This is a genomic window from Streptomyces sp. NPDC048523 (genome assembly GCF_043199815.1).
GTDB lineage: Bacteria > Actinomycetota > Actinomycetes > Streptomycetales > Streptomycetaceae > Streptomyces.
Genome location: NZ_JBICWQ010000004.1, coordinates 474,976 through 496,841 on the forward strand (window position 1 = coordinate 474,976; position 21,866 = coordinate 496,841).

Sequence of the window (21,866 nt, forward strand, 5' to 3'; positions counted from 1 at the left end):
TTGCTCATGCGAAAGGAACCGCGCGCCATGAACGTCACCCCCCACATCGAGGCCGCCGAGCTCAGCGACGCCGACCTGGACAACGTCTCCGGTGGCGTCACCGCCGCGACCGCTGCCGGTCTCCACCTGCGCGTGGCGCACCTCGAGGTCTGCGCCGACGCCGGCGCCCTCGTCTCCGCCGAGGGCGTCGCGCTCGGCGTCACCGCGCACGTCGGCGTGAACTGACCGCACACCTGCCACGGGCCCCGGATCGTCCGATCCGGGGCCCGTCGTGGTCGGACGGTCGGTGACACACGCGACGGACGGGTCAGACCGCCGGCGCCGGATAGGTCGGGTACTCCACGCCGGTCACATGCTGTACGACCCGGACCACCTGGCAGGAGTAGCCGAACTCGTTGTCGTACCAGAGGTAGAGGATCGCGTTGTCCCCGTCGACCTTGGTGGCGCCGGCGTCGACGATCGAGGAGTGGCGCGAGCCGATGAAGTCACTGGAGACCGCGTCGGGGGCCGTGGTGAAGTCGATCTGGCGCTTGAGCGGGGAGGTCAGCGAGACGTCCCGGAGGTGGTCGAGGACCTCCTCGCGGGTGGTCTCACGGCCCAGGCGCAGACTCAGGATCGCGATGGAGACGTCCGGCACCGGGACCCGGATCGAGCTGCCGGTGATCGGCGCCTTGAGGTCGGGCAGCGCCTTGGCGACGGCGGAGGCGGCGCCCGTCTCCGTGATGACCATGTTGAGCGGCGCCGAACGGCCCCGGCGGTCGGCCTTGTGGTAGTTGTCCAGCAGGTTCTGGTCGTTGGTGAACGAGTGGACCGTCTCCACATGGCCGCGCAGCACGCCGTACTCGTCGGCCATCGCCTTCAGCGGCGGCACGATCGCGTTGGTGGTGCAGGACGCGCAGGACAGGATCTGCTCGTCCGGCTTGATCGTGTCGTGGTTGACGCCGTGCACGATGTTGGGGACGTCGCCCTTGCCCGGCGCCGTCAGCACCACCTTGTCGATACCGGGGCGCAGGTGCTGCGAGAGACCCTCGCGGTCACGCCACTTGCCGGTGTTGTCGATGAGGATCGCGTTCTTGATGCCGTACGCCGTGTAGTCGACCTCGGACGGGTCGTTCGCGTAGATCACCTTGATGGTGTTGCCGTTGGCGATGATCGCGCTCTCGGCCTCGTCGACGGTGATCGTGCCCTGGAACTGGCCGTGGATGGAGTCCCGGCGCAGCAGCGAGGCGCGCTTGATGATGTCCTGGTCGCCGCCCCCGCGGACCACGATGGCGCGCAGCCGGAGGCCGTTGCCGGAGCCCGCCTTCTCGATCAGCAGCCGGGCCACCAGGCGGCCGATGCGGCCGAAGCCGTAGAGGACGACGTCCCGCGGCTCACGGCGGTCGATCTTGTTGCCGCCCGTCGCGCCGGCCACGGCTTCGGCGGTGAACTCGGCCACCGACAGGCCGCGGTCGTCGGCCTGGTAGATCTCGGCCAGTCGGCCGATGTCGATCTGCGAGGGGCCGAGGTCCAGCGTGGTGAGGGCCTGGACGAAGGGCAGGGTGTCGGTGACGGAGAGCTCCTCGCCGGCGATCTGCCGGGCGAACCGATGGGTCTTGAGGATGCTGACCACCGACTTGTTCACCAGGGAACGGCTGTGCAGGAGAACCGTTACATCCCGCTCCCGGTGCAGCCTCCCGATCATCGGGATCATCGATTCCGCGATCTCCTCGCGGTTCTTCCAGTCGGTGAACGAGTCGTCCTTGACAGTCACAGAATTCTCTTTCGAGCTAGGCGGCGCTCATATGCTAACCCCCTGATGTGGTGATCGATCGGCGGGGTGTCACGGCTCACTGGCCCAGCAGCCGCGGCGGTGCGGCGTCCGGGACCGGCCGCAGCAGCGAGGGGTGTGCGTCGGCCACCCGTTCCTTCGTGAACGCGGCCACGATCCTGCGGGCCAGCAGCGGATCGGCCGGCAGCGTGTGTGCGGCGAACCAGCGGGCGGGCGCCGGGTCGGGGGAGGGCTCGACGAACTCCGCGCCCGCGTAGTCGTCCAGCGGCGGGTCGTAGATGTAGCCGCAGACCACGTCGTGCCGTACCAGCCGCTGGACAAGGGAGTCGCGGTCGTGGACCAGGAGCGGCACCCGGAACAGGGGCAGGGGCCCGTCGTGCACCGTCCGGTCGCGCAGCGCCGGCGAGACCCACGGCGTGCCCGCCAGCAGGGCCACCCCGGCCCTGCGCCGGGCCAGGTCCTCGTCGAGCCGGGCCATCCGCAGGCTCAGCTGGCCGCGGACCAGCGAGCCGTGCCGGGAGCGGTAGCCGTGCAGATCGACCCGGACCCACCGCTCGTAGGCGGTCAGGCTCGGTGCCTCCCGGGCGGAGGCAGCGAGCCGCGGTGCGTGCAGGTCCATCCGGAACGCGTCGCGCTCCATCAGCCCGAGCCGCTCCATGGTCCGCCACACCGGGCGCACCAGATGGAGCGAGCGGACGGCGGACCGGGCCAGCGGGCGCAGGGTGGTGGTCAGGTCCTCCCGCAATCGGCCGGGGGTCAGCAGGTCGTCCCGCAGCAGCTCCAGCTCCCGGCGGGTGCGCGCGTCCTCGACGGCGAGAAAACCGCCCGCCATCCCGGCCACGTGCTTGGACAGGCTGAAGGCCGCCGCCCTGCCGAAGGTCCCGACCGGCTGCCCGTCCACATGACTGCCGATCGCGTGCGCCGCGTCCTCGAACAGCGGGATCCCCAACTGATCGCAGCGGCGCCGCAGTTCGAGCACCCGGTCGGGCACGCCGTACAGGTTGGTGGTCAGGACCGCGTCCACGTTGCGCCAGGTCGACTCCGGCACGGCGGCCGGGTCGATGTTGCCGTCCCACACGGACACGGGCGCCTGCACGGGGCGCAGCCCGGCCGCGAGGACCACGAAGAGGATCACATCGTCGTTCACCGGTGACATCAGCACCCGCGCGCCCGGCCGGCACCAGCGCCGGAGCGCCAGGTACAGGGCCAGCCGGGCCGAGGGCGTGTAGACGCATTCGCGTCCCAGTCGCCGGGTCATCGTCGCGGCCAGCCGCGAGCCGTACGGCATCGGCACCCCTTGTGTCGATGGGCCAGGAAAGGGCCCTGAAGGAGAACAACGCGCCCGCTGGGGGAAGTTGAGCCGACAGCCTCAGCTCGCCGGCGGGCCCGCGCGGTCGGAGTCCGAGCGGTGCCCGGACGTGCGCAGGGTGCCGACCGTCTTCAGGAGGCGGTCGGCGGGTTGACGCAGGGCCGGGTGGGCGTTGACCGTGTTGCGCAGACCCCGTACCGGGCGGCGCCACAGGCGGTGTGCCGTCGCGACCGGGTGGGGACGGGTGGCGAATCCTTCCGCCACGCGCAGCTCGCGGGTCTTGAGCCAGTCCTTCCACTCCTTGTCGCCGCGCCCCATGTCCATGAGCCGGGCCCCGCGCCGGCCCGCCGCCTCCGCCATCCGCAGGTGCATGATCAGGCCGGGGGAGTAGTAGCGCAGCTCGGGGTCGTACGCGGTGAACCAGGGGGCGAACACCGTGCGCGAGGTCGGCCCGAAGTGGGCGGCCACCGGCCGGTCACCGGCGTACACCACCGACAGGACCCCGGTGAAGTGCTCCTCGCGGACCTGGAAGAGGTCCTCCACGAGGTGCACGATCCACGGTCGCGCGAACCGGTCCATCCGGCCCGTCCTGCGGTACTGGGCCGACTTCCACCGCATCAGCGTGCGCAGCGCACCCGGGTCGCGCTCGTCGAAGACGAACCGCAGCTCGCCCAGGTCGCGGGTGAGCCGGCGCTCCTTCTTCAGGGTCGTCTTGGCGAGCCCCGGGTACGCCCCGCGCAGCCACTCCGGGTAACTGTCGCTGCCGACCTTCAGATCGATCACCGGGGAGGCGAACATCCCGGTGACGTAGGGGGCGAAGGGCTGCTGCTCCTCGACGAGGTGGTCGAACTCGAACACCGAGAGCCGGCATGCCTTCAGCAGGGCCGGGGTGTCCCAGGTGACCCCGGGGCGGTGCACGAGGCCCTGGCAGTCGGACAGTCCGAGCCCGATGGCCCGGCCGACGCCCAAGGCGCCCCGTTCGTACGGGAGGAAGCCCACGGCCTCGCCGCGCTGGTGCAGTACGGCCACCCGGGCGCCGCCGCGGTGTCTGCCGATCCCGGCCGCGAACTCCGGCGCCAGGAACGGGTTGGCGTACTCGGGCGACTCGTCCATCGCCCGGTGCCAGGCCGTGCGGAGCGAGGCGGCGAGTTCCTCGGGTCTGTGGATGGATATGTCCGTATCACTGCTCATGGATCGCATGGGCGACCGTTCCCCCCAGTTTCCCCCCACGACGCGGCGTCCGCGTCCCGCCGGTCGAAGTGCCGGCAAGGATCAAACGTCGCCAAACAGTACGCATGCTGTCAAGAGTGCATGCCGTAACGGAAGAGTGCGGATCGGACGTCCCCGGTTCCCGCCGCCGGTCACGGCAGCAGCCGTCGCTCCTTGGCGACGGCCACCGCGCCCGCCCGGGTCTCGACCCCCAACTTGCCGTAGATCCGTCCCAGATGGGTCTTCACCGTCGCCTCGCTGATGAACAGGGCCCGGGCGATCTCCCGGTTGCCGAGGCCACGGGCGAGTTGGGCGAGGATCTCGTGCTCGCGGGCGGACAGGGCCGGGCGCGGGCTGCGCAGCCGGGTGAGCAGCCGGTCGGCCACCGGGGCGGACAGCGTGCTGCGGCCCGACGCCGCGTCACGGATGGCGGAGAACAGTTCCTCGGGCTGTTCCGCCTTGAGGAGATAGCCGGTGGCGCCCGCCTCGATGGCCCGGGTGATGTCGGCGTCGGTGTCGAACATGGTGAGCACCAGCACGCGGGGACCTGGAGAGCCTCCCGCTGTCAACCGCCGGGTGGCCGTCACCCCGTCCATGCCGTCGTCCAGTTGAAGATCCATCAGTACGACATCGGGGTTCAGGTGGGCCGCCATGGCGAGCGCCTCCTCGCCGGTCGCGGCCTCCCCGACCACGTCGATGCCGTCCGCGCTGGAGAGCAGGGCGCGCAGTCCGGCGCGTACGACGGCATGGTCGTCGCAGAGCAGGAGCCGGACGGGCGAGGAGGGCGGCAACGTGCTCACAGGGCGGGCTCCTTGACGACGAGCGGGACGGCGGCGGACACCACGGTGCCCTCTCCCGGCGTGGACTCCACGGTGAGCGAGCCGCCGGCCTGGCGGGCCCGGATCCGCATGGCGGGAAGCCCGTGCCCACGCGTAGTCGATCCGAACGCCTCCGGTTCGGCGGTCTGCTCGAATCCCCGCCCGTTGTCGGCGATGTCCAGCGAGACCTGGTCCTCCAGCCACGTCAGCGTGAGCGCGGCCCGGGTCGCCGCCGCATGCTCCCGTACGTTGGCCAGCGCGCCCTGGGCGATCCGCAGCAGCGCCGCCGCGACCCGCTCCGGCAGCGGCCCCTGGTCCCCGTCGAGCCGGAACTCCACGGTCAGCCCCGGGCCGCTCGCGCGCCGGGCGAGTTCGCCGAGGGCTTGTGTGAGGGAACGCTCCGCGAGGTCGGCCGGGGCCAGGTCGTGCACGAAGCGGCGGGCCTCGGCGATGCTGCGCGAGGTGATCTCCGCCGCCGCCGTGACGTGCTCCCGAGCAGCCCTTTGATCGGTCCCCCACACCCGATCGGCGGCCTGGAGCAGCATCCGCTGACTGGACAACTCCTGCGCGAGGGTGTCGTGGATCTCCGCGGACAGCCGCTGCCGCTCCGCCAGGACACCGGCCCGCCGCTCGGTGGCGGCGAGTTCGTGCCGGGTGCGCACCAGATCCTCGATCAGCACGCGCTGCCGGGCGCCCTGCCGTTGCAGATGCACGAGTACGGCGGTGGCGACCGCGGCGACGGCGGGCGGCGCCACGACCATGTTCGGGTTGAGCGGCCCGTCGGCCACCCGTATCTCCGAGAGCACGACCAGCGCGGTGAGCACGGCCGCCGCCGGAACCGCGATCCTCGGCGGCAGGGCGTGCAGTCCGGCGAACAGCAGGGGCATCACACACCAGGTGGCGCTCGGCGCGAGCACGAGCAGGACGCCCCAGACGCCGGTGGCCGAGCCCAGCCACACCAGATGACGCCGGGTGGGCGGCAGTCCCGGGCGGGGCGGCGGGGCCAGCAGATGTCCGAGGACGTACAGCACACAGAAGAAGGCGAACAGCGCCACCGTCCAGCCGGCGCGTGCCCCGCCCTGGTCGCGGCTCAGGAAGCGGACGAACGACGAGCCGAGCAGCACGAAGAACGCGCCGTGCACGACCGCGCCCAGCCAGCGCTCGTCCGGATCGGTGTGGTTCATGTTCCGTGTCTAACGTGCCGGACGCCCAGCCGCATCAGCCGATCGGCTGACATGCCGGTCACCCGAACCTCCCCGGGGCGAAAGCCTGTTGACCGAGCCGGAGGCCCGCCCGACGCACCGAGGCTTGGCAGCAGAGCGAAGACCTCCGAAAGGCTCCCGATGCCCGCCAAGAACCTCACCGCCAACCGCGCCACCCTCGGCCACCGTGTCGGCTACGCCCTGCGCCACCCGGGCCGCGTGCCCCGCCATCTGGCCCGCGCCGCCCGCGACCTGTGGCTGCGCCGCCGGCACCCGGACCACATCTCCTACTACCGTGCCGTGATGCGCTCGGACACCCGCGCCGACCCGGACGCGGCCGTCGGCAGCCGCAGCCGGGAACGCTGGCTGGCGCTCGGCGCGATGCAGTTCGACTACCTGCTCGGCCACGGTCTGCGGCCCGAACACCGCATGCTGGAGATCGGCTGCGGCAACCTGCGCGGCGGCTGGCGCTTCATCCGCCATCTGGAGCCGGGCCACTACCACGGCATCGACATCTCGCCCGACATCCTCTTCGCCGCGCAGGACACGATCGCCGAGATGTCCCTCCAGAAGCGGCTGCCGAACCTGACCCCGGTCCGCGACCTGACGCTGCGCTTCCTGCCGGACGCGCACTTCGACGTCGTCCACGCGCACAGCGTCTTCTCGCACTCACCGCTGCCGGTGATCGAGGAGTGCCTGGCCCATGTCGGCCGGGTCCTCGCACCGGGCGGCTGGTTCGACTTCACCTTCGACCGCACCGAGGGCGAGGAACACCATGTGCTCCGGGAGGACTTCTACTACCGCGTCGAGACACTCGTGTCCCTGGCCGAGAAGCACGGACTGCGCGCCCGTTTCATGCACGACTGGGAGAAACTCCCGCACGGCCAGTCCAAGATCCGCGTGACGCACGGGGACGTGGCCCGGTGAGCGCCTGGGGAATGCGCCTACGGCCGGGGCGGGTAGTCCGCGCAGGTCGGTTCCGTGGCCGACGTGGGGAGTTCTGAAACGCGGTCACGCTGGAGCGCCACCGGCTGTGGGCCCGGTTCACGGGCGGTTGGGAGCCTCCCCCCCCCGCACGGGCAGGCGAACCTGCGCGCGCCTACGGGCGGGGGGGGGGTAGGTCCGCGCAGGATGCTTCCGTGGCTGAAGGGGGGGCCGGGACGCGGTCACGGCGGAGCGGCACCGGCTGGGATTGCGGTTCACGGGCGGTTGGGAGGCACCCCCGCACGGGCGGCGAGCCGGTGAGCGCCAGGGACCGCGCCCACGGAGTTCCGGGACGCGGTCGCGGCCGAGTAACACCGGCTGTGAGCCCGGTTCATGGGTGACAGGGAAAAGCCCCCGCACGGAGTGGCGAGCCGGGGAGGCGGTCGGCCGGGGGAAATTGCCTACCGTCGGGGCCGGTGAGGGCACAGACTCGTGCCATGGACGACATGGGGGAGTTCCGGGACGCGGTCACGGCGTGGGCGGCCGGTGGTCCGGGCGACCCGGCACGCGAGCTGGCCGCCCGACTGTCCGTCCGGACCGTCGTCCTGCTCGAAGGACCGAGCGACGTGGCGGCGGTCGACGCGCTCGCCGCGAGCCGGGACCGGGACCTGGCCGCCGAGGGGCTCTGCGTCCTGGCGATGGGCGGGGCGATGAGCGTAGGACGCTTCGCCCACCTGCTCGGCCCGTCCGGCCTGGGCCTGCGCCTGACGGGCCTGTGCGACGAGCGGGAGCGGCCCTTCTACGACCGGGGCTGGGAGCGGGCCGGCGCGGCACCGGAGGGGTACTTCGTCTGCGCGGCGGACCTCGAGGACGAGCTGATCCGCGCGCTGGGTGTGCCACGGGTGACGGAACTCGTGCGCGAGGAGGGCGACCTGCGGCCCCTGCAGACCTTCCTGTCCCAGCCCGCCCAGCGGGGCCGCGCCCCACAGCAGCAACTGCGGCGCTTCCTCGGCACCAAGAAGGGCCGCAAGATCCACTACGGCCGCGTCCTCGTCGAGGCCCTCGACCCCGACCGCGTACCCGCCCCGCTCGACGACCTCTTCGCCGCTCTCTGACCGGGCTCTCCGCCCGGGATCTCCGAGTTGTGTGCGTGGCGTGGTCACCGATATCACCGCCCGGGGTCTTGTTAGGACAATCGCCGGGGATCTAGGGTCGACTCCGGGGAGCAAGCGCTTTCCCCGCACGTCAGCGTCCCCTTGCCGGACGTCCGAGGAGGACCCGTATGCCCCGCCCAGCCCGCCGCCGCGTAGCCGTCGTCGGCACCGGCGCCATCGTCAGCGGCAGCCATCTGCCCGCGCTCAGGGCCCACGCCGAGCGCACAGAACTGGTCGCCGCCGTCGACGTGGACCAGGGCCGGCTCGACGCCTTCCGGGAACTCGCGGGCGGCGAGGTCGCCGGGTACACCTCGATGGCCGGGATGCTGGACGCCGTACGCCCCGACCTGGTCCTCATCGGCACCCCGCCCTCACTGCACCGGGAGCAGACGGTGGCGGCCCTCAAGGCGGGTGCCTGGGTGCTGTGCGAGAAGCCGCTGACCCTGTCGCTCGCCGAGTACGACGAGATCGCCGCGGCCGAGGAGGCGTCCGGCGCCTACGCCTCCGTGGTCTTCCAGCACCGCTACGGCTCCGGCGCCGCCCACGCGCGCGAGCTCATCATGAGCGGCGAGCTGGGTGCCCCCCGGGTCGCGCACTGCCAGACCACCTGGCACCGTGACGCCGCCTACTACGCCGTACCCTGGCGCGGCACCTGGGCCAGCGAGGGCGGCGGCCCCACCATGGGCCACGGCATCCACCAGTACGACCTTCTCCTGCATCTGCTCGGCCCGTGGGCGGAGATCCGCGCGATGGCGGCCCGCCTGGTCCACGACACCGAGAGCGAGGACGTCTCCACGGCCCTCGTCCGGTTCGAGAACGGCGCCCTCGCCACCGTCGTCAACAGTGTGCTGTCACCCGACGAGGTGAGCCGCATCCGCATCGACTGCGCCGACGCGACCGTCGAACTCACCCATCTGTACGGGCACCGCAACGAGGACTGGACCTACACGCCCGCCCCCCACGTGGCCGCCGACCGCGTCGACGCCTGGCGCACGCCCGCCGCCGACGTGCCCAGTTCGCACACCGCCCAGCTCGGCGCGCTCCTCGACGCGTACGACAACGGTGTCAGGCCCCCCGGCAGCGGCGCCGACGCGCGTGCCACCCTCGAGTTCGCCGCCGCGCTCTACAAGTCCGCTTTCACGGGGCGGCCCGTGCGGGCGGGCGAGATCGCGCCGGGTGACCCCTTCTACCCGGCCATGCACGGCGACCACCCCCACTGGGCCCCCAAGGAGCGCGCATGAGCATCCGCGTCAGCCACGTCCACGGCGAGCACATCGCCGTCGAGGCGGCGAACGGCACGGAGATCCTCCGCTACGTCTACCGACCCGACCCCGAGGCCTTCGAGGCCAAGAAGCCCTACGCCCATCCGGTGCGCACCCTCGGCGGACGCACGGTGACCGGCTACCGTCCCAACGACCACCGCTGGCACAAGGGCCTGCAGATGACGGCGAGTCATCTCTCGGGGCAGAACTTCTGGGGCGGCAACTGCTATGTCCACGGCCAGGGTTATCTGCCCCTGCCGGAGCGCGTCGGCTCCATGCGGCACGACGGCTTCACCGGGTTCACGGTCTCCGAGGACCGACTGGACGTCACCGAGGCGCTGACCTGGGTGGAGAACGGCGGCGCGGAGTGGGCCCGCGAGGAGCGCGGCCTGGCCGTGCACTCGGTCGACGAGGCCACCGGCTCCTGGGCGCTCGACTGGTCGATCCGGCTCACCAATCTGCGCGCCGAGCCGCTCGCCTTCGGTTCCCCCACCACCGCGGGCCGTGACATGGCCGGCTACACCGGACTCCAGTGGCGCGGCCCCCGCGACTTCACCGGCGGCGCGGTCTTCGGCCCGGACACGGACGGCGACGCGGACAAGCTGATGGGCAGCCAGAGCCCCTGGCTGGCCTTCACCACCGAACACGACGACGTGGACGCCCACTCCACGCTCGTCTTCGCGCACGCCCCCGAGAACCTCGACCCGCGGCACACGATCCACGAGTCGCACTGGTTCGTACGCTCCCAGCCCTTCCCGACGGTCGCGTTCTCCTGGGCGTTCTTCGAGGAGTTCGAGCTGCCGTCGGGGGAGTCCTTCGCGTACCGCTACCGGCTGGTCGTGGCCGACGGAGCCTGGGACGAGGAACGCGTGTCCTCGTGTCTGGAAGGCCTGTCCTGGTGAAGCCCGGCCTTCCCCACCCGCTGCCGGGCGCCGTGGGCCTGTCCCACCTCAGCGCCTACGACTGGGAGGCCGCCGACGGCGTCTGCGGCGGCAGCCCGCATCTGCACCTGGTGTGCACGGAGGCGTACGTCGTCACGGGCGGCCTGGGTGCGGTGCAGACCCTGAGCCCCGACGGATACCGCGAGATCCCCCTGGAGCCCGGCTCGATCGCCTGGTTCACACCCGGCACCGTGCACCGCATGGTCCAGGGCGGCGATCTGCGCATCACCGTACTGATGCAGAACAGCGGCCTGCCCGAGGCCGGGGACGCCGTCTTCACCTTCCCGCCCGAGGTGCTCGCCGACCCCGCGCGGTACGCCGAGGCGGCCCGGCTCCCGCCCGGCACCGGTCCGGACACGGCCGCCGCCGCCCGGCGCCGCAGGGACCTCGCCGTCGAGGGCTACCTCGGGCTGCGTGAGGCGCTGGCCGACGGCGACAACGGCCTGTACCTGGAGTTCCAGCGGGCCGCCGCCCGCCTGGTGCGGGACAAGGTGCCCCACTGGCGCGAGCTGTGGCAGGCCGGCGCCCTGGCCACCGCCGAGCGCACCGGCGCCCAGCTCGACGCACTGGCGTCCGGGGAACCGTCGTACCTCGGCGAGGCGACCGCTCATGAGGCCGCGCCGACCCGGCTCGGGGGCTTCGGGATGTGCGGCAGACGCGACGAGTACAACCTGCCGGGGACGACACTGCCGTCCCCGGGCGAGTAACACCGGTTGTTCTGGGGGGAGTTCCGAGGGGGGCCGTAGAAAGTCCGAGGAAGGGATGAGGTGACCTCGGCATGCCCGGACACAGGACAAAGGGGTTCTGCGCTTCGGCCGTCGCACTGGCGCTCTGCGCGCTGGCGGCCGGTTGCGGGGGATCCGGGGAATCGGTCGGCGGCGGCAAGGTCGTGCTCCGCTACACGTGGTGGGGCAACCCCGACCGCGCGGAGCGCACCGAACAGGCCGTCGCCCTGTTCGAGAAGCAGCACCCGAACATATCCATACAGACGTCGTTCTCGGGTTACGACGCCTACAAGCAGAAGCTCGCCGTCCAGGCCACGGGCGGCGACGCACCCGACGTGATGCAGCTCGACTACCGCCAGATCGACCAGTACGCCTCCGGCGGGGTCCTCCTCGACCTCGCGAAGCAGAAGGCCGTCCTGCGCACCTCCGAGATCGACCCGGGGCTGCTCGCCACCGGCCGCGTGGACGACATCCAGTACGCGATCCCGCAGGGCCGGGGCACCGAGACCGTCGTCTACGACGTCAAGGCGTGGAAGGGCTCCGGAGTACCGCTCCCGCGCGCGGGCTGGACCTGGGACGACTGGGCCGGAGCCGTGCGCGCGCTCAAGAACAGGACTGGTGAAGCCGGCGCCACCGACCCCGGTCAGAGCGAGGACGCCTTCGAGGTCTGGCTGCGCGGGCAGGACAAGGCCCTCTACACCAAGGAGGGCGGACTGGGTTTCACCGCGGACGACCTCACCAAGTGGTGGACCTTCACGGACGAGTTGAGGCGCGACGGGGCCGTCTCCCCGGCCGAGCAGACCACCCAGCTCGACGGATCCGTGGAGAACACCCCGCTGGGCCGCGGCAAGGCCGTCTCCGACACCAACTGGGACGCCCCGTCGAGCGGTTACCTCGCGCTGGTCCCCACGGGCATCGCCCTCGCGCCGATGCCGTCCGGCCGCGACGGCACGCCCGGCCAGTACTTCAAGCCGTCGATGTTCCTCGGCGTCTCCGCCCACACCGGCCACGCCGAGGAGGCAGCCCAGCTCGTCGACTTCCTCCTCAACGACAAGGGCGCGGCGAAGATCCTCGGCGCCACCCGGGGCATCCCCGTCAACGAGACCATCCGCAAGGAGACAGCACCACTGCTCAAGGACTTCGACAAGACGGTGGCCGACTACCAGGCGTCCCTGGAAGGGAAGTTGAAGGATCCGCCGCAGGCCCCGCCCTCCGGTGACAACGCCCTGCAGAGCACCTTCCAGCGGGACTACGACCAGGTGTCCTACGAGCGCATGTCACCCCGCGAGGCCGCCGAGAACTATGTCACCGAGGCGAAGGCGGAGCTGAGGTCATGACCACCACCGCGATCCCGACGGCGAACAAGCGCGCCACCGCCACCACGTCGAAGCGCCGCCCCAAGCGCGAACGGGAGGGCGCCGCCTGGGTGTTCCTCTCCCCATGGGTCCTCGGCGCGAGCGTCCTCACCCTGCTGCCCATGGCCGTCTCGCTGTATCTGTCCTTCACCGACTACAACCTCTTCGACCCGCCCCACTGGGTCGGCCTGCGCAACTACACGCAGATGTTCGCCGAGGACCCGCGGTACTGGCGCTCGGTCCTCACGACGGTGACGTACGTCGTCATAGCAGTGCCCCTGCAGCTGGCACTGGCGCTGGTCGTCGCGCTCGCCCTGAAGTCCATGAAGCACGGCAAGGCCTTCTACCGGTCCGCGTTCTACGCCCCCTCACTGCTCGGCGCGTCCATGTCGATCGCGCTCGTCTGGCGGGCCGTCTTCAACGACGGCGGCACCGTGGACAACCTGTTCGGCACCGGCGGCTGGGTCAACAAGCCCGGCTGGTCGCTGCTGGCCGTGGCCCTGCTGACGGTCTGGCAGTTCGGCGCACCGATGGTCATCTTCCTGGCAGGCCTGCAACAGATCCCCGCAGAGCTGTACGAGGCGGCGGCGGTCGACGGGGCCGGCCGGTGGCGGCAGTTCCTGTCGGTCACCGTGCCCATGCTGTCCCCGGTGCTCTTCTTCAACCTGGTGCTGCAGACCATCCAGGCCTTCCAGGTCTTCACGCCCGCCTTCGCGGTGAGCGCGGGCAAGGGCGGCCCCGCCGACTCCACGCTCGTCTACACGATGTACCTCTACGACCGGGGCTTCGTCGCCTCCCACATGGGTTACGCCTCCGCCATGGCCTGGGTGCTGCTGCTGGTCATCGGTGTCGTCACGGCGGTGCTGTTCCGCACCTCGCGTTCCTGGGTCTTCTACGCGTCCGAGGGGGACCGATGACATCCATGTCACCTGCCGCCGCACGCAAACCCGTTCGCTGGAGCCGGGTCGCCCTGCACCTGGGGTGTCTGGCCGCCCTGCTCGTCATGCTCTACCCGCTGGCCTGGCTGCTGGCCACCTCGCTCAAACCCGCGGACGAGGTCATCGCGAGCCTCGACCTGCTGCCCAGCCACCTTGAGTGGTCCAACTACGAGACCGCCTTCGAGGGCGTCAACGACGTCTCCGTCTGGCGGCTGCTGTCCAACTCCCTGCTGATCGCGGGCGGCGCGGTCCTCGGCAACGTCATCAGCTGCTCGCTCGCCGCCTACGCCTTCGCCCGGCTGCGGTTCCGCTTCCGCGGGCCGATGTTCGCGTTCATGATCGCCACGATCATGCTGCCGCACCACGCGATCCTGATCCCGCAGTACATCATCTTCAACAAGCTCGGCCTGGTGAACACCTACTGGCCGCTGATCCTGCCCAAATTCCTGGCCACGGAGGCGTTCTTCGTGTTCCTCATCGTGCAGTTCATGCGGGGTCTGCCGCGTGAGCTGGAGGAAGCCGCCCGAATCGACGGCTGCGGGCCCTTCCGCAGCTTCTTCCTCATCGTGCTGCCGCTGACCAGGCCCGCGCTGATCACCACGGCGATCTTCACCTTCATCTGGACCTGGAACGACTTCTTCACCCAGCTCATCTACCTCTTCGACCCGGACAAGTTCACCCTCACGCTCGCCCTCAGGTCGTTCGTGGACGCCTCCAGCCAGTCGGCGTTCGGCCCGATGTTCGCGATGTCGGTGATCGCGCTGCTGCCGATCGTGCTGTTCTTCCTCGCCTTCCAGCGGTTCCTGGTGGAGGGCATGGCGAGTTCGGGACTCAAGGGATGAGCGGGATGCGTACCCGTGAACCGGGCGAGGTCTTCGGGCCCAGGATGACCCTGTTCGCCGACATGCTGAGCGTCGGCCTGGCAACCACGGTGGTGTCCCTGCCGGTGGTGACGGCCCCGGCCGCGCTGTCGACGGCGTGCGCGGTGCTGCGGGGCGCGGGGGAGGGGCAACCCGCCACCGCCGGACGGTACTTCGCGGTCCTGCGGCGACGGCTGCGGGCCGGCGACCTGGCGGCGGGAGCCGTCGCCCTCGCCGGTGCGCTGCTGCTCCTGGCGGACCTCGCGCTGGCCGGGGCCGGGCTGCCGGGGGCACCGCTGTTCGCGGTGGTGGCCGCGGCGATCGGCGCGGGCGCCCTCGTCGTCGGCCTGCGGGCCTGCGCCCGCCCCGAGTCGCTCACCGACTGGCGGAGCGCCGTGCGCCAGGCAGCCGGGGACGCCGTACGGGATGTCGGCGGGAGCGCCCTGGTGCTGCTCGCGGTGGCCACGGCGGCCCTGTGCGCCTGGATGCTGGTACCGCTGGCCCTCCTGGCACCCGGCCCGCTGGCGTTGGCGCTGACCGCGGTCCAGGTCCGGCTGCCGGTCATGTCCCGGAGCTGATGGGCGGCGACGTTGTGGGCGAAGGCCCGGAAGAGGCGGGACCGGATCGTGCCGAGGGTGCGGCATTCCGGCGGCACTTCGTCCACGAGACAGAGCAGATCTCAAACGCGGTCTCGGTCCAGGCGCCTGACCAGATCGGATCGCAGCGGTCGGGTATTGCCGGGGTGTCTGCTGCCAGGGTGGGAGTCGAAACGGAGGCTTCCTAATGATCTCGGCACTCAACCAACTTGTCGATCTCGTCGAGGAGTACCTCGCCGAGGAGCTCGACGTCGACAAGTTGGCCGGGGCGCTCGGCACCACCGAGTACCACCTGCGTCGGATGTTCTCGTCGTTGGCCGGTATGCCGCTGTCGGAGTACGTGCGGCGGCGCCGCATGACAGTTGCCGCCGCCGACATCGTGCAGGGCAAGGGGGATCTGCTGGGCATCGCCGTCCGGCACGGATACGGCTCGAGCGAGGCGTTCGGACGCGCGTTCCGGGCAGTCCACGGTGCCGGCCCCAGTGACGTGCGCCGTAATGGAGGCCCCTTGCGCACACAACCGAAGCTCAGGTTCCGCCTGACTGTTGAAGGGAGTATCCCCATGGACACCCGCCTCGTCGACCGCCCTGCATTCCGGCTGGCCGGGCACGCAACCCGGGTTCCGCTTATTCACCAGGGCGTCAACCCGCACATCCAGGAGCACATCACTGCGCTACCGCCGCAGGAGCATCTGCGGCTGAAGGCCCTCAGCGACACCGAACCCAAGGGCCTGCTGCAGGTCACCGACGACCTCGATCCCGACGGCCGAGAGGGCAGTGAACTGACCTACCTGCACGGAGTCGCCCTCAGCCGGGACACGCCGGTCCCGGACGGGCTCGACGCCATCGAGGTACCACCTGGAAAGTGGGCAGTCTTCCTTACCAGCGGGCCGCATCCGCAGGCCCTGCAGACGACCTGGGCGGCGACCGCGACCGAGTGGTTCCCCTCCAACCCGTGGCGGCTGCGGCCGGGGCCCTCGGTCGTCGCGGTCCTCGAGCGCGCGGACGATTTCAGCTCCGCGACCTGCGAGCTATGGCTTCCCGTCGAACCGGCGTGACGCACCATCGAACGCGGTTGAGTGCTTGAGTTGACGGAATCCGCCAACTCAAGCACTGGTCACACTCGGTTGTGACTGACCGCTTCGGTTGGCGGGCTAGCGCTGCAATTACAGCTGGGGCACCAGATCCGACATCACGGCGAGCGGCAGCGACGGGTTGGCGGCCGCCGCTTCCACCACCTGCCAGTCGGTGTCCGTGAGCAGCTCTACGATGACCGGCGGCGGGAGGGCCGGACGGCGGGCGGCTATGGGCCTCGCCTGTTTGTCAGCCAGGCGCGCATGGTGAAAGGCCCCTCAGTCGGAGCACGTGTCCGGCCTGAGCGTATGCGGTCGTCAGGTCGAGCTCGTCGCCACCTTCGTGATCTCTTCCATCATGGAGCCGAGGGAGTCCAAGGCGTCGAATATCTCGTCGAGGGCCTGGTCGAAGGCCCGCGCCCGGTCCGCTTCCGTCGTGTACGGGTCGTCGTCGCCGGGGGTCATCGCGTCCTGGCAGATCCGGCCCTGCCGGGCGATCCCCTTCAACGTCACGGGCCAGGTCTTCTGCAGCTTCTTGTCCGGCACGGGGAAGTAGGCCAGGGCGTCGTCGGCTCGTGTCGCCAGGGCCCCGCAGAGTCGGCCGAACTTCTTGGTCTCCAGCATGATCCTTCCGTTGTCGCGCGGCTTCTGCACGGCGGCGGTATATGCGTGGCTGATGTCTTGTGCGGCGTCGACGATCCGCTTGGAGTGCGTCAAGCCGCCGTGCTGGAGCCAGGCCAGCGCCTGCCACTCACGGATCTTCGCCGTCCTCGCCGTCGGTGGTGAGTCGACCAGATCGTCGACCCTGTCACCCGCGGTGTCGACCGGCACCGATGCACTGGCCGGCTTCGCACCGGACGAGGACTTGTGCGCCGCCACTGTGAGCAGTGACGCGGAGACGGCCAGCACGAGGACCACGCCCGAGGAGAGCAGCCTTGGCCGTCGCGGCGCGGGGACGGCAGGAGGCGGGGGCGGTGTCTGCGCCCGGCCCGGTGTCTCGTCCGGGTGATCGGCCAGGGCCGGCCGTACGTGCCACCCGCGCCGCAACCGTCGTACGCCCCACCCCACCCCGGCACCGACCAGCCCCGCGCACCCCGCGAGGAGGATCGTCGGGGCCAGGATGGCCTGGGTGATCAGGTCGAGATGGTTCAGACCGAGGGCCGGCACCCACCGGCAACGGTCGGTCAGGACGCTGTACCGGCCGAGGCAGCCGTCGGCCGAGAAGAGGACGAACCACCCGGCTACGCCGAGGAATTCGGCCACCGCGGCCGCCAGCAGGGCGCGGGGGAGCCAGAAGTGTCGGGAGACGGCCGCCACGGCGGCGGCCGTGAGCAGGCTTGAGGCGACGATGGCCCACATCACCAGCCAGGTGTGGAAGAAGCTGTACGCACCGGTGCGTTCCGCCCAGGAGCCGGGGCGGCGGCCGTGCTGGACGTAGCCGACCGCGAGCAGCCCCGCCCAGCACAGCGCACCACCCGCCAGGCCGGCCAGGAGTGTCCGGCAAACCCGCAGTCCCGGGGTGCCGGTGTACGCCCAGACCACGAGCGGGAGAAGCCACAGAGCGAGGGCAGCGGCCTCGGCCGGGATGCTCTTCGTGAAGGCCACGAGGTTGGGTTGCAGCGTGACGTAGGCAGACAGTTCCCGGGAGTAGGCCCGCCACGTGCCCGGGTACATCGACGTCACCCGGTGGCGCAACAGGTCGGTCCGGTTGTACACGCCGACCGCGAGGTACTGGCCCGCCCAGTACCACCAGCGCAACCCGGCCCCCAGCACCGCCGCGACGACCAGCAGGTTCAGCAGGCCCGCCGCCCGCCGCGCCCATCTGCGCGGCAGGGCGAGCGCCAGCCATGTGCACTGTGCCGACCACACCGCGGCGACCGTCGCGGCGAGCAGCAGGCCGAGCAGGAACCAGGGCTCGGGGGCGAGCCACTCGTTGCCGTGCCTGCCGCGCGCGAATTCGCCCAGGACCAGGCCGCAGCCGAGCCACATCCCCGACCGCACGCCGGACTCGCCCTGCCCCGGCCCCGGGGACGCGGCCACCGAACGCGCCAACGGGAACCAGAGCATCGGCGCCATGAAAGCAGCCGTGCACCATGCGGCGCCGCTGTCCGCAGACAGCCCCGGCACCACCTGCAGCGCGTTGACCAGCAGCGTGGCGCTCACTCCGACAAGGAACATGGACAGTGCGCCCACCCCCGACAGCCGGGTGTGGTCGGCGAGCGCGCGGCGCCGCTCGGCCCATGTCGGGTGCGTCCGCAGCAGCGCGGTGACACGGCGCACCGAGGCCGCCACCGTGCCGGGCGGGTCCCGGTGCTGCCATGCGGCGGGCGACGCGCCGCAGTCGACGGCCCCGGCGTCGGCGTGCAGTTCGCGGCGGCGCAGCAGGTCGGCGCGGGCCAGGTGCACCAGGCCCACCAGGACGAGACCGGCCAGCAGGGAGTACGCCAGCATTGACGCGGTCCCGGGCCAGAACGGTGAATCGGCCGTGCCGAACAGGCCCCTCAACAGCAGGCGGCCCTCGTGGTACAGGTAGGGCAGCAGCGCGAGCACCACGAACACCCGCCACAGGGCCGTACTGGCGGAGGCGAAGTCCACGTCGCGGTTACGGATATGGGCGAGCTCGTGCAGGACGACCGCGCGGAAGCCCTCCGGGTCCGTACCGCGCCGCACCAGCAGGCCGGCGTGCAGGCACACCGTGTAGTTGCCGAACCGTCCGTACACGACGGCACCGGCGGTGGTCCGGGCCGGTTCCACCCGGAACGCCAGGCCGTAGGTGATGCCGGCGCGGGCGCGCAGCTCGGCGAGTTCGGCGGCCAGCGTACCGTCGGTGTCCACGTCCCCGACCGGGACCGTGCGCTGCCTGAGCTCACGCAGCCGTGGTGTCCACCAGTACACCGCCGCCGCAACCGCCAACAGCAGCAGCGTCGCGGCCATGCCCTTCCAGTACTCGAACGTCGGTACCCCGGACATGCACTTCGACAGCGCCTCGGAGCTGCGCATGGTGATCAGCACGTTGTCCAGGTTGCGGCCGTCGGGGTCCATTCCGGCCGCGAGCAGACAGCCCAGCGGGTCGCCCGGAGTGTCGTTGGGCTTCGGCGTCAGGACGGTGTCCAGCATGCTCACGCTGGACGCTGTCACGACGGTCATCAGCAGCGCGAAACGGGGCCCAGTGTCGGCGAGGCCGCGCCGCCGGGGTCTGTGCGGTCCTAAGGCCGCCCCGCCGACGGGCGTGTTCACCGCGTTCACGAATCGGTGCCGGCGACCGACCGGTCGACCTCGCCGCCCGTGTCAGCGCTGCCGGAAGCCCCGTCCGCCCCCGGATCCGCCGTCGCCAGGTGGACCACCACCGCGTCCGCCAGCGAGGCCGCCTCGTCCGTGTCGATACCGCGCTCGGTCGCGAGCCGCAGGATCTGTGCGCGTACGAGGGTGAGTTGGGCACGGTCCAGCTCGGGCAGCGTGCACGGAGGAGCGGCGGCGCCCCGGCGCAGGACCCGGCGCAGACCGGAGCGGCACCGTGCGAGCAGACCGTCGGCGGCGGCGTCGAGGGCGCGCCGGGCCACCTGGTCGAGGGTCAGCCACACCACGGTGGTGACCAGGGCCGTGGCCTCGGCCAGACCGAATCCGAGCGGTTCCCTGCGTGGTCCCCGCCCGGCGAGGACGCGCACGGCCTCCTGGTCGTCGAACCGAAACAGCCCCTCGACGAGGGGCAGCTCGTTCGGCGCGCGCTCGGTCACCACCGCACGCACCACGTCCCGTACCTTCGTCGTTCCGACCCCGTCGGTCACCGCGAACTCCCGTACGCCGAACACCCGTTGAGGTCCATCGCAGCACAGGACACCGCCGGTCGCCACCCCGTCGCAGCAGGTTCCCCAGGTCGTACGGTGTGCAGCTCGCCTGCCAGCGGCCCGAGTTACGCGGACACCGGCCCTCGCGGGCGGTGTCCGATCTGACGTCCTTGCTCGTTCGCGCTCCCGGCGCGTCTGGATCGACGTACAGAGATGCTAGCAATGCTAGAAAATATGTCGATGCCCTGCTAGCGTCGATCCTGCCCCTAGCGCTGCTAGAAAAACGGAGCTCGGCATGACTGCCACCGCGTACACCGTCGCCGTTCTGCTCAACCTGTTCATCCTGTTCATCGGGGCCCGCTTCCTGCTCCAGCCCCGCCTTGCCGCCGCCGGCTACGGCGTGCCGGCCAAGCCGGACGGCGACGCCGCCTACCTCGCGATCAAGGGGTTGCGGGACGCCACCTACGGCGTCCTGGGCCTGGCCCTCCTGCTCTTCGTGGGCGCCCGGGCCGAGGCCTGGTACATGCTCGTCGTGGCGCTGACCCCGCTCGGCGACACCCTGATAGTGCTGCGGCACGGCGGCACCAAGGCCGTGGCGTTCGGGATCCACTTCGCCACGGCGGTCGTTGTACTGATCAGTGCCGTGCTGCTCTTCCTCGTCTGAGCAGGTCCGTGCCGATGTCAGGGGGTCCAGGAATGTCGCTGTTCATACCGAAGTTCGACCAGACCGTGATCGTCCGCGATGCCGAGGCCGAGGTGGTCGGGCGCGCTCCCATCGCCGCGAGGGCAGGTGCGGCGGCCTGGACGCGGGCGGCTTCGGCGGCAGCTTTCCTGCCTGCGAGGTAGTCGGTCTTCCAGCGCTGGTCGGTGAACTTCTCCCCGCACTCCTGGCAGACCGGCCGCCGCGCCTCCCGTTCAGCGGCCCGGCTCTGCTCCATCAACTGACCTGTCTCACTGAAGGTTGGGCCGATCTGAGGCAAGCTGCACTGATCACCTGCTCGGAAGCTCAGGGCACCACCATGGAGGAGTGATCCCGACGAACAGCATTGAGCGCGCCACGGCCATCAGTCTGACCAAGGTGCAGGAGAGGGCACCTGATCTGGTCAGTCTGTACAAGGCGGCGGGTACCAGCGTGCGCACGCATGGGCTGCAGGACGTGCAGGCGGCGGTATATCTCGTGCTGGACCGCTCCGGGTCGATGCGGCCCTACTACCGAAACGGCACCATGCAGCACCTGGCTGAGCAGGTTCTGTCGCTGTCGGCTCACCTCGATGACGACGGCACCGTTCCCGTGGTGTTCTTCTCCACCGACGTCGACGGATCCACGGACCTGACGCTCAGCGGATACCGCGGGCGAATCAACAAGCTGCACGAAAACCTCGGTCACATGGGACGCACCAACTATCACTGGGCCATGGACGAGGTCATCGACCACTACATGGAATCCGGCAGCCATTGCCCCGCCCTGGTCATTTTCCAAACCGACGGCGGCCCTACCAGCAAGTTCGCTGCCGAACGCTACCTGTGCAAGGCCGCTCGCCTTCCCTTGTTCTGGCAGTTCATCGGCTTCGGCGACCCCGACGACAACGAGTTCGCCTTCCTGCGCAAGATGGACACTCTCGCCGTCCCGGCCCGCCGCATCGTCGACAATGCAGGTTACTTCCACGCCGGCCGCACCCCGCAAGCCATCCCAGACCACGAACTCTTCGACCAGCTACTGCAAGAATTCCCGGACTGGCTGGCCGCCGCCCGCACCGCAGGCATCCTGCCGTGAAACGGCCGCGCACACCGCCGTCAACCAGCTCGTCCACATCGTCTTCCAGATAGCCGTCGGCCTCTCCCACGCCGCGTCCATTGGCATCAGCCGGGAGCTGGCGCTGCGGCCGAGGTCCTCTCTGCGTCAGGGTGAGGGCCTGGGGCTCCCCACGAGTCCCCCGGCGAGCAC

At 70.8% G+C, this 21,866-nt stretch carries 21 protein-coding genes; 13 read left to right on the forward strand and 8 right to left on the reverse strand.

Annotated elements, in window-relative coordinates:
* Positions 1 to 27 precede the first annotated feature (27 nt).
* The gene (locus tag ACGFWE_RS22940) at positions 28 to 225 is read left to right on the forward strand and encodes a hypothetical protein (RefSeq protein ID WP_352386390.1); all 198 of its coding nucleotides are present in this window, start codon (positions 28 to 30) and stop codon (positions 223 to 225) included.
* 82 nt (positions 226 to 307) lie between these two features.
* Here ACGFWE_RS22940 and ACGFWE_RS22945 read toward each other — a convergent pair whose 3' ends face one another.
* The 5 genes from ACGFWE_RS22945 to ACGFWE_RS22965 form a co-directional block, all read right to left on the reverse strand.
* Positions 308 to 1,753 (reverse strand): glyceraldehyde-3-phosphate dehydrogenase, encoded by a 1,446-nt coding sequence (locus ACGFWE_RS22945; protein ID WP_352386389.1) that lies wholly within the window; start codon positions 1,751 to 1,753, stop codon positions 308 to 310.
* 76 nt (positions 1,754 to 1,829) lie between these two features.
* Entirely contained in the window at positions 1,830 to 3,059 is a 1,230-nt protein-coding gene (locus ACGFWE_RS22950) for a DegT/DnrJ/EryC1/StrS family aminotransferase (protein ID WP_393601320.1), read from the reverse strand.
* Between the two features lie 81 nt (positions 3,060 to 3,140).
* A complete protein-coding gene (locus ACGFWE_RS22955) occupies positions 3,141 to 4,280 on the reverse strand; it encodes a GNAT family N-acetyltransferase (RefSeq protein ID WP_393601322.1) in 1,140 nt (379 codons plus the stop codon).
* Positions 4,281 to 4,441: 161 nt separating this feature from the next.
* Positions 4,442 to 5,089 (reverse strand): response regulator, encoded by a 648-nt coding sequence (locus tag ACGFWE_RS22960; protein ID WP_393601324.1) that lies wholly within the window; start codon positions 5,087 to 5,089, stop codon positions 4,442 to 4,444.
* Positions 5,086 to 6,291, reverse strand: a complete 1,206-nt coding sequence (locus tag ACGFWE_RS22965) for a sensor histidine kinase (protein ID WP_352386381.1) — start codon at positions 6,289 to 6,291, stop codon at positions 5,086 to 5,088. Before ACGFWE_RS22965 ends, ACGFWE_RS22960 begins: the two co-directional genes overlap by 4 nt.
* Positions 6,292 to 6,450: 159 nt before the next feature.
* On the opposite strand from ACGFWE_RS22965, the gene ACGFWE_RS22970 reads away from it, so the two are divergent.
* The 10 genes from ACGFWE_RS22970 to ACGFWE_RS23015 all read left to right on the forward strand — a co-directional run bounded on the left by ACGFWE_RS22970 (position 6,451) and on the right by ACGFWE_RS23015 (position 16,121).
* Complete coding sequence (locus ACGFWE_RS22970) at positions 6,451 to 7,236, forward strand: class I SAM-dependent methyltransferase (RefSeq protein ID WP_393601326.1); 786 nt, start codon at positions 6,451 to 6,453, stop codon at positions 7,234 to 7,236.
* 494 nt (positions 7,237 to 7,730) lie between these two features.
* Positions 7,731 to 8,348 (forward strand): TOPRIM nucleotidyl transferase/hydrolase domain-containing protein, encoded by a 618-nt coding sequence (locus tag ACGFWE_RS22975; protein WP_352386377.1) that lies wholly within the window; start codon positions 7,731 to 7,733, stop codon positions 8,346 to 8,348.
* A 167-nt stretch (positions 8,349 to 8,515) separates the two neighbouring features.
* Positions 8,516 to 9,628, forward strand: coding sequence for a Gfo/Idh/MocA family protein (locus tag ACGFWE_RS22980; RefSeq protein ID WP_393601328.1), 1,113 nt, complete (start codon positions 8,516 to 8,518; stop codon positions 9,626 to 9,628).
* The gene (locus tag ACGFWE_RS22985) at positions 9,625 to 10,551 is read left to right on the forward strand and encodes a PmoA family protein (protein WP_393601330.1); all 927 of its coding nucleotides are present in this window, start codon (positions 9,625 to 9,627) and stop codon (positions 10,549 to 10,551) included. The genes ACGFWE_RS22980 and ACGFWE_RS22985 overlap by 4 nt, the downstream gene beginning before the upstream one ends.
* Positions 10,527 to 11,297 carry a cupin gene (locus ACGFWE_RS22990; protein ID WP_393601332.1) on the forward strand — a complete coding sequence of 257 codons (771 nt, stop codon included), beginning with the start codon at positions 10,527 to 10,529 and terminating at the stop codon, positions 11,295 to 11,297. The genes ACGFWE_RS22985 and ACGFWE_RS22990 overlap by 25 nt, the downstream gene beginning before the upstream one ends.
* 71 nt (positions 11,298 to 11,368) lie before the next feature.
* Positions 11,369 to 12,652, forward strand: a complete 1,284-nt coding sequence (locus ACGFWE_RS22995; protein ID WP_393601334.1) for an ABC transporter substrate-binding protein — start codon at positions 11,369 to 11,371, stop codon at positions 12,650 to 12,652.
* A complete protein-coding gene (locus ACGFWE_RS23000; RefSeq protein WP_352386367.1) occupies positions 12,649 to 13,587 on the forward strand; it encodes a sugar ABC transporter permease in 939 nt (312 codons plus the stop codon). Before ACGFWE_RS22995 ends, ACGFWE_RS23000 begins: the two co-directional genes overlap by 4 nt.
* Complete coding sequence (locus ACGFWE_RS23005) at positions 13,584 to 14,450, forward strand: carbohydrate ABC transporter permease (RefSeq protein WP_393601336.1); 867 nt, start codon at positions 13,584 to 13,586, stop codon at positions 14,448 to 14,450. The genes ACGFWE_RS23000 and ACGFWE_RS23005 overlap by 4 nt, the downstream gene beginning before the upstream one ends.
* Positions 14,447 to 15,046, forward strand: coding sequence for a hypothetical protein (locus ACGFWE_RS23010; protein WP_352386363.1), 600 nt, complete (start codon positions 14,447 to 14,449; stop codon positions 15,044 to 15,046). Before ACGFWE_RS23005 ends, ACGFWE_RS23010 begins: the two co-directional genes overlap by 4 nt.
* 205 nt (positions 15,047 to 15,251) lie before the next feature.
* Positions 15,252 to 16,121, forward strand: a complete 870-nt coding sequence (locus ACGFWE_RS23015) for an AraC family transcriptional regulator (RefSeq protein ID WP_352386361.1) — start codon at positions 15,252 to 15,254, stop codon at positions 16,119 to 16,121.
* 333 nt (positions 16,122 to 16,454) lie between these two features.
* Here ACGFWE_RS23015 and ACGFWE_RS23020 read toward each other — a convergent pair whose 3' ends face one another.
* Both ACGFWE_RS23020 and ACGFWE_RS23025 read right to left on the reverse strand, forming a co-directional pair.
* Positions 16,455 to 19,283, reverse strand: a complete 2,829-nt coding sequence (locus ACGFWE_RS23020) for a M48 family metalloprotease (RefSeq protein WP_393601339.1) — start codon at positions 19,281 to 19,283, stop codon at positions 16,455 to 16,457.
* Positions 19,284 to 19,378: 95 nt separating this feature from the next.
* Complete coding sequence (locus ACGFWE_RS23025; RefSeq protein ID WP_393601341.1) at positions 19,379 to 19,921, reverse strand: hypothetical protein; 543 nt, start codon at positions 19,919 to 19,921, stop codon at positions 19,379 to 19,381.
* 295 nt (positions 19,922 to 20,216) lie between these two features.
* On the opposite strand from ACGFWE_RS23025, the gene ACGFWE_RS23030 reads away from it, so the two are divergent.
* Positions 20,217 to 20,585 carry a DUF4267 domain-containing protein gene (locus tag ACGFWE_RS23030; protein ID WP_393601343.1) on the forward strand — a complete coding sequence of 123 codons (369 nt, stop codon included), beginning with the start codon at positions 20,217 to 20,219 and terminating at the stop codon, positions 20,583 to 20,585.
* On the opposite strand, the gene ACGFWE_RS23035 is transcribed toward ACGFWE_RS23030, so the two are convergent.
* Complete coding sequence (locus ACGFWE_RS23035; RefSeq protein WP_393601345.1) at positions 20,557 to 20,859, reverse strand: hypothetical protein; 303 nt, start codon at positions 20,857 to 20,859, stop codon at positions 20,557 to 20,559. The two genes, ACGFWE_RS23030 and ACGFWE_RS23035, sit on opposite strands and share 29 nt — an antisense overlap.
* A gap of 89 nt (positions 20,860 to 20,948) precedes the next feature.
* Here ACGFWE_RS23035 and ACGFWE_RS23040 point away from each other — a divergent pair, with 89 nt between their 5' ends.
* Positions 20,949 to 21,695, forward strand: a complete 747-nt coding sequence (locus ACGFWE_RS23040) for a VWA domain-containing protein (protein ID WP_352386357.1) — start codon at positions 20,949 to 20,951, stop codon at positions 21,693 to 21,695.
* Positions 21,696 to 21,866: the final 171 nt, after the last annotated feature.

What these genes read in the sequence shown, in the direction of transcription:
- ACGFWE_RS22940 (WP_352386390.1), top strand. Translation starts at nt 28, where the DNA reads ATGAACGTCACCCCCCACATCGAGGCCGCCGAGCTCAGCGACGCCGAC.
- ACGFWE_RS22950 (WP_393601320.1), bottom strand. Translation starts at nt 3,059, where the DNA reads ATGCCGTACGGCTCGCGGCTGGCCGCGACGATGACCCGGCGACTGGGA.
- ACGFWE_RS22955 (WP_393601322.1), bottom strand. Translation starts at nt 4,280, where the DNA reads ATGCGATCCATGAGCAGTGATACGGACATATCCATCCACAGACCCGAG.
- ACGFWE_RS22965 (WP_352386381.1), bottom strand. Translation starts at nt 6,291, where the DNA reads ATGAACCACACCGATCCGGACGAGCGCTGGCTGGGCGCGGTCGTGCAC.
- ACGFWE_RS22970 (WP_393601326.1), top strand. Translation starts at nt 6,451, where the DNA reads ATGCCCGCCAAGAACCTCACCGCCAACCGCGCCACCCTCGGCCACCGT.
- ACGFWE_RS22975 (WP_352386377.1), top strand. Translation starts at nt 7,731, where the DNA reads ATGGACGACATGGGGGAGTTCCGGGACGCGGTCACGGCGTGGGCGGCC.
- ACGFWE_RS22980 (WP_393601328.1), top strand. Translation starts at nt 8,516, where the DNA reads ATGCCCCGCCCAGCCCGCCGCCGCGTAGCCGTCGTCGGCACCGGCGCC.
- ACGFWE_RS22985 (WP_393601330.1), top strand. Translation starts at nt 9,625, where the DNA reads ATGAGCATCCGCGTCAGCCACGTCCACGGCGAGCACATCGCCGTCGAG.
- ACGFWE_RS22995 (WP_393601334.1), top strand. Translation starts at nt 11,369, where the DNA reads ATGCCCGGACACAGGACAAAGGGGTTCTGCGCTTCGGCCGTCGCACTG.
- ACGFWE_RS23000 (WP_352386367.1), top strand. Translation starts at nt 12,649, where the DNA reads ATGACCACCACCGCGATCCCGACGGCGAACAAGCGCGCCACCGCCACC.
- ACGFWE_RS23005 (WP_393601336.1), top strand. Translation starts at nt 13,584, where the DNA reads ATGACATCCATGTCACCTGCCGCCGCACGCAAACCCGTTCGCTGGAGC.
- ACGFWE_RS23010 (WP_352386363.1), top strand. Translation starts at nt 14,447, where the DNA reads ATGAGCGGGATGCGTACCCGTGAACCGGGCGAGGTCTTCGGGCCCAGG.
- ACGFWE_RS23015 (WP_352386361.1), top strand. Translation starts at nt 15,252, where the DNA reads ATGATCTCGGCACTCAACCAACTTGTCGATCTCGTCGAGGAGTACCTC.
- ACGFWE_RS23020 (WP_393601339.1), bottom strand. Translation starts at nt 19,283, where the DNA reads ATGACCGTCGTGACAGCGTCCAGCGTGAGCATGCTGGACACCGTCCTG.
- ACGFWE_RS23030 (WP_393601343.1), top strand. Translation starts at nt 20,217, where the DNA reads ATGACTGCCACCGCGTACACCGTCGCCGTTCTGCTCAACCTGTTCATC.
- ACGFWE_RS23035 (WP_393601345.1), bottom strand. Translation starts at nt 20,859, where the DNA reads ATGGAGCAGAGCCGGGCCGCTGAACGGGAGGCGCGGCGGCCGGTCTGC.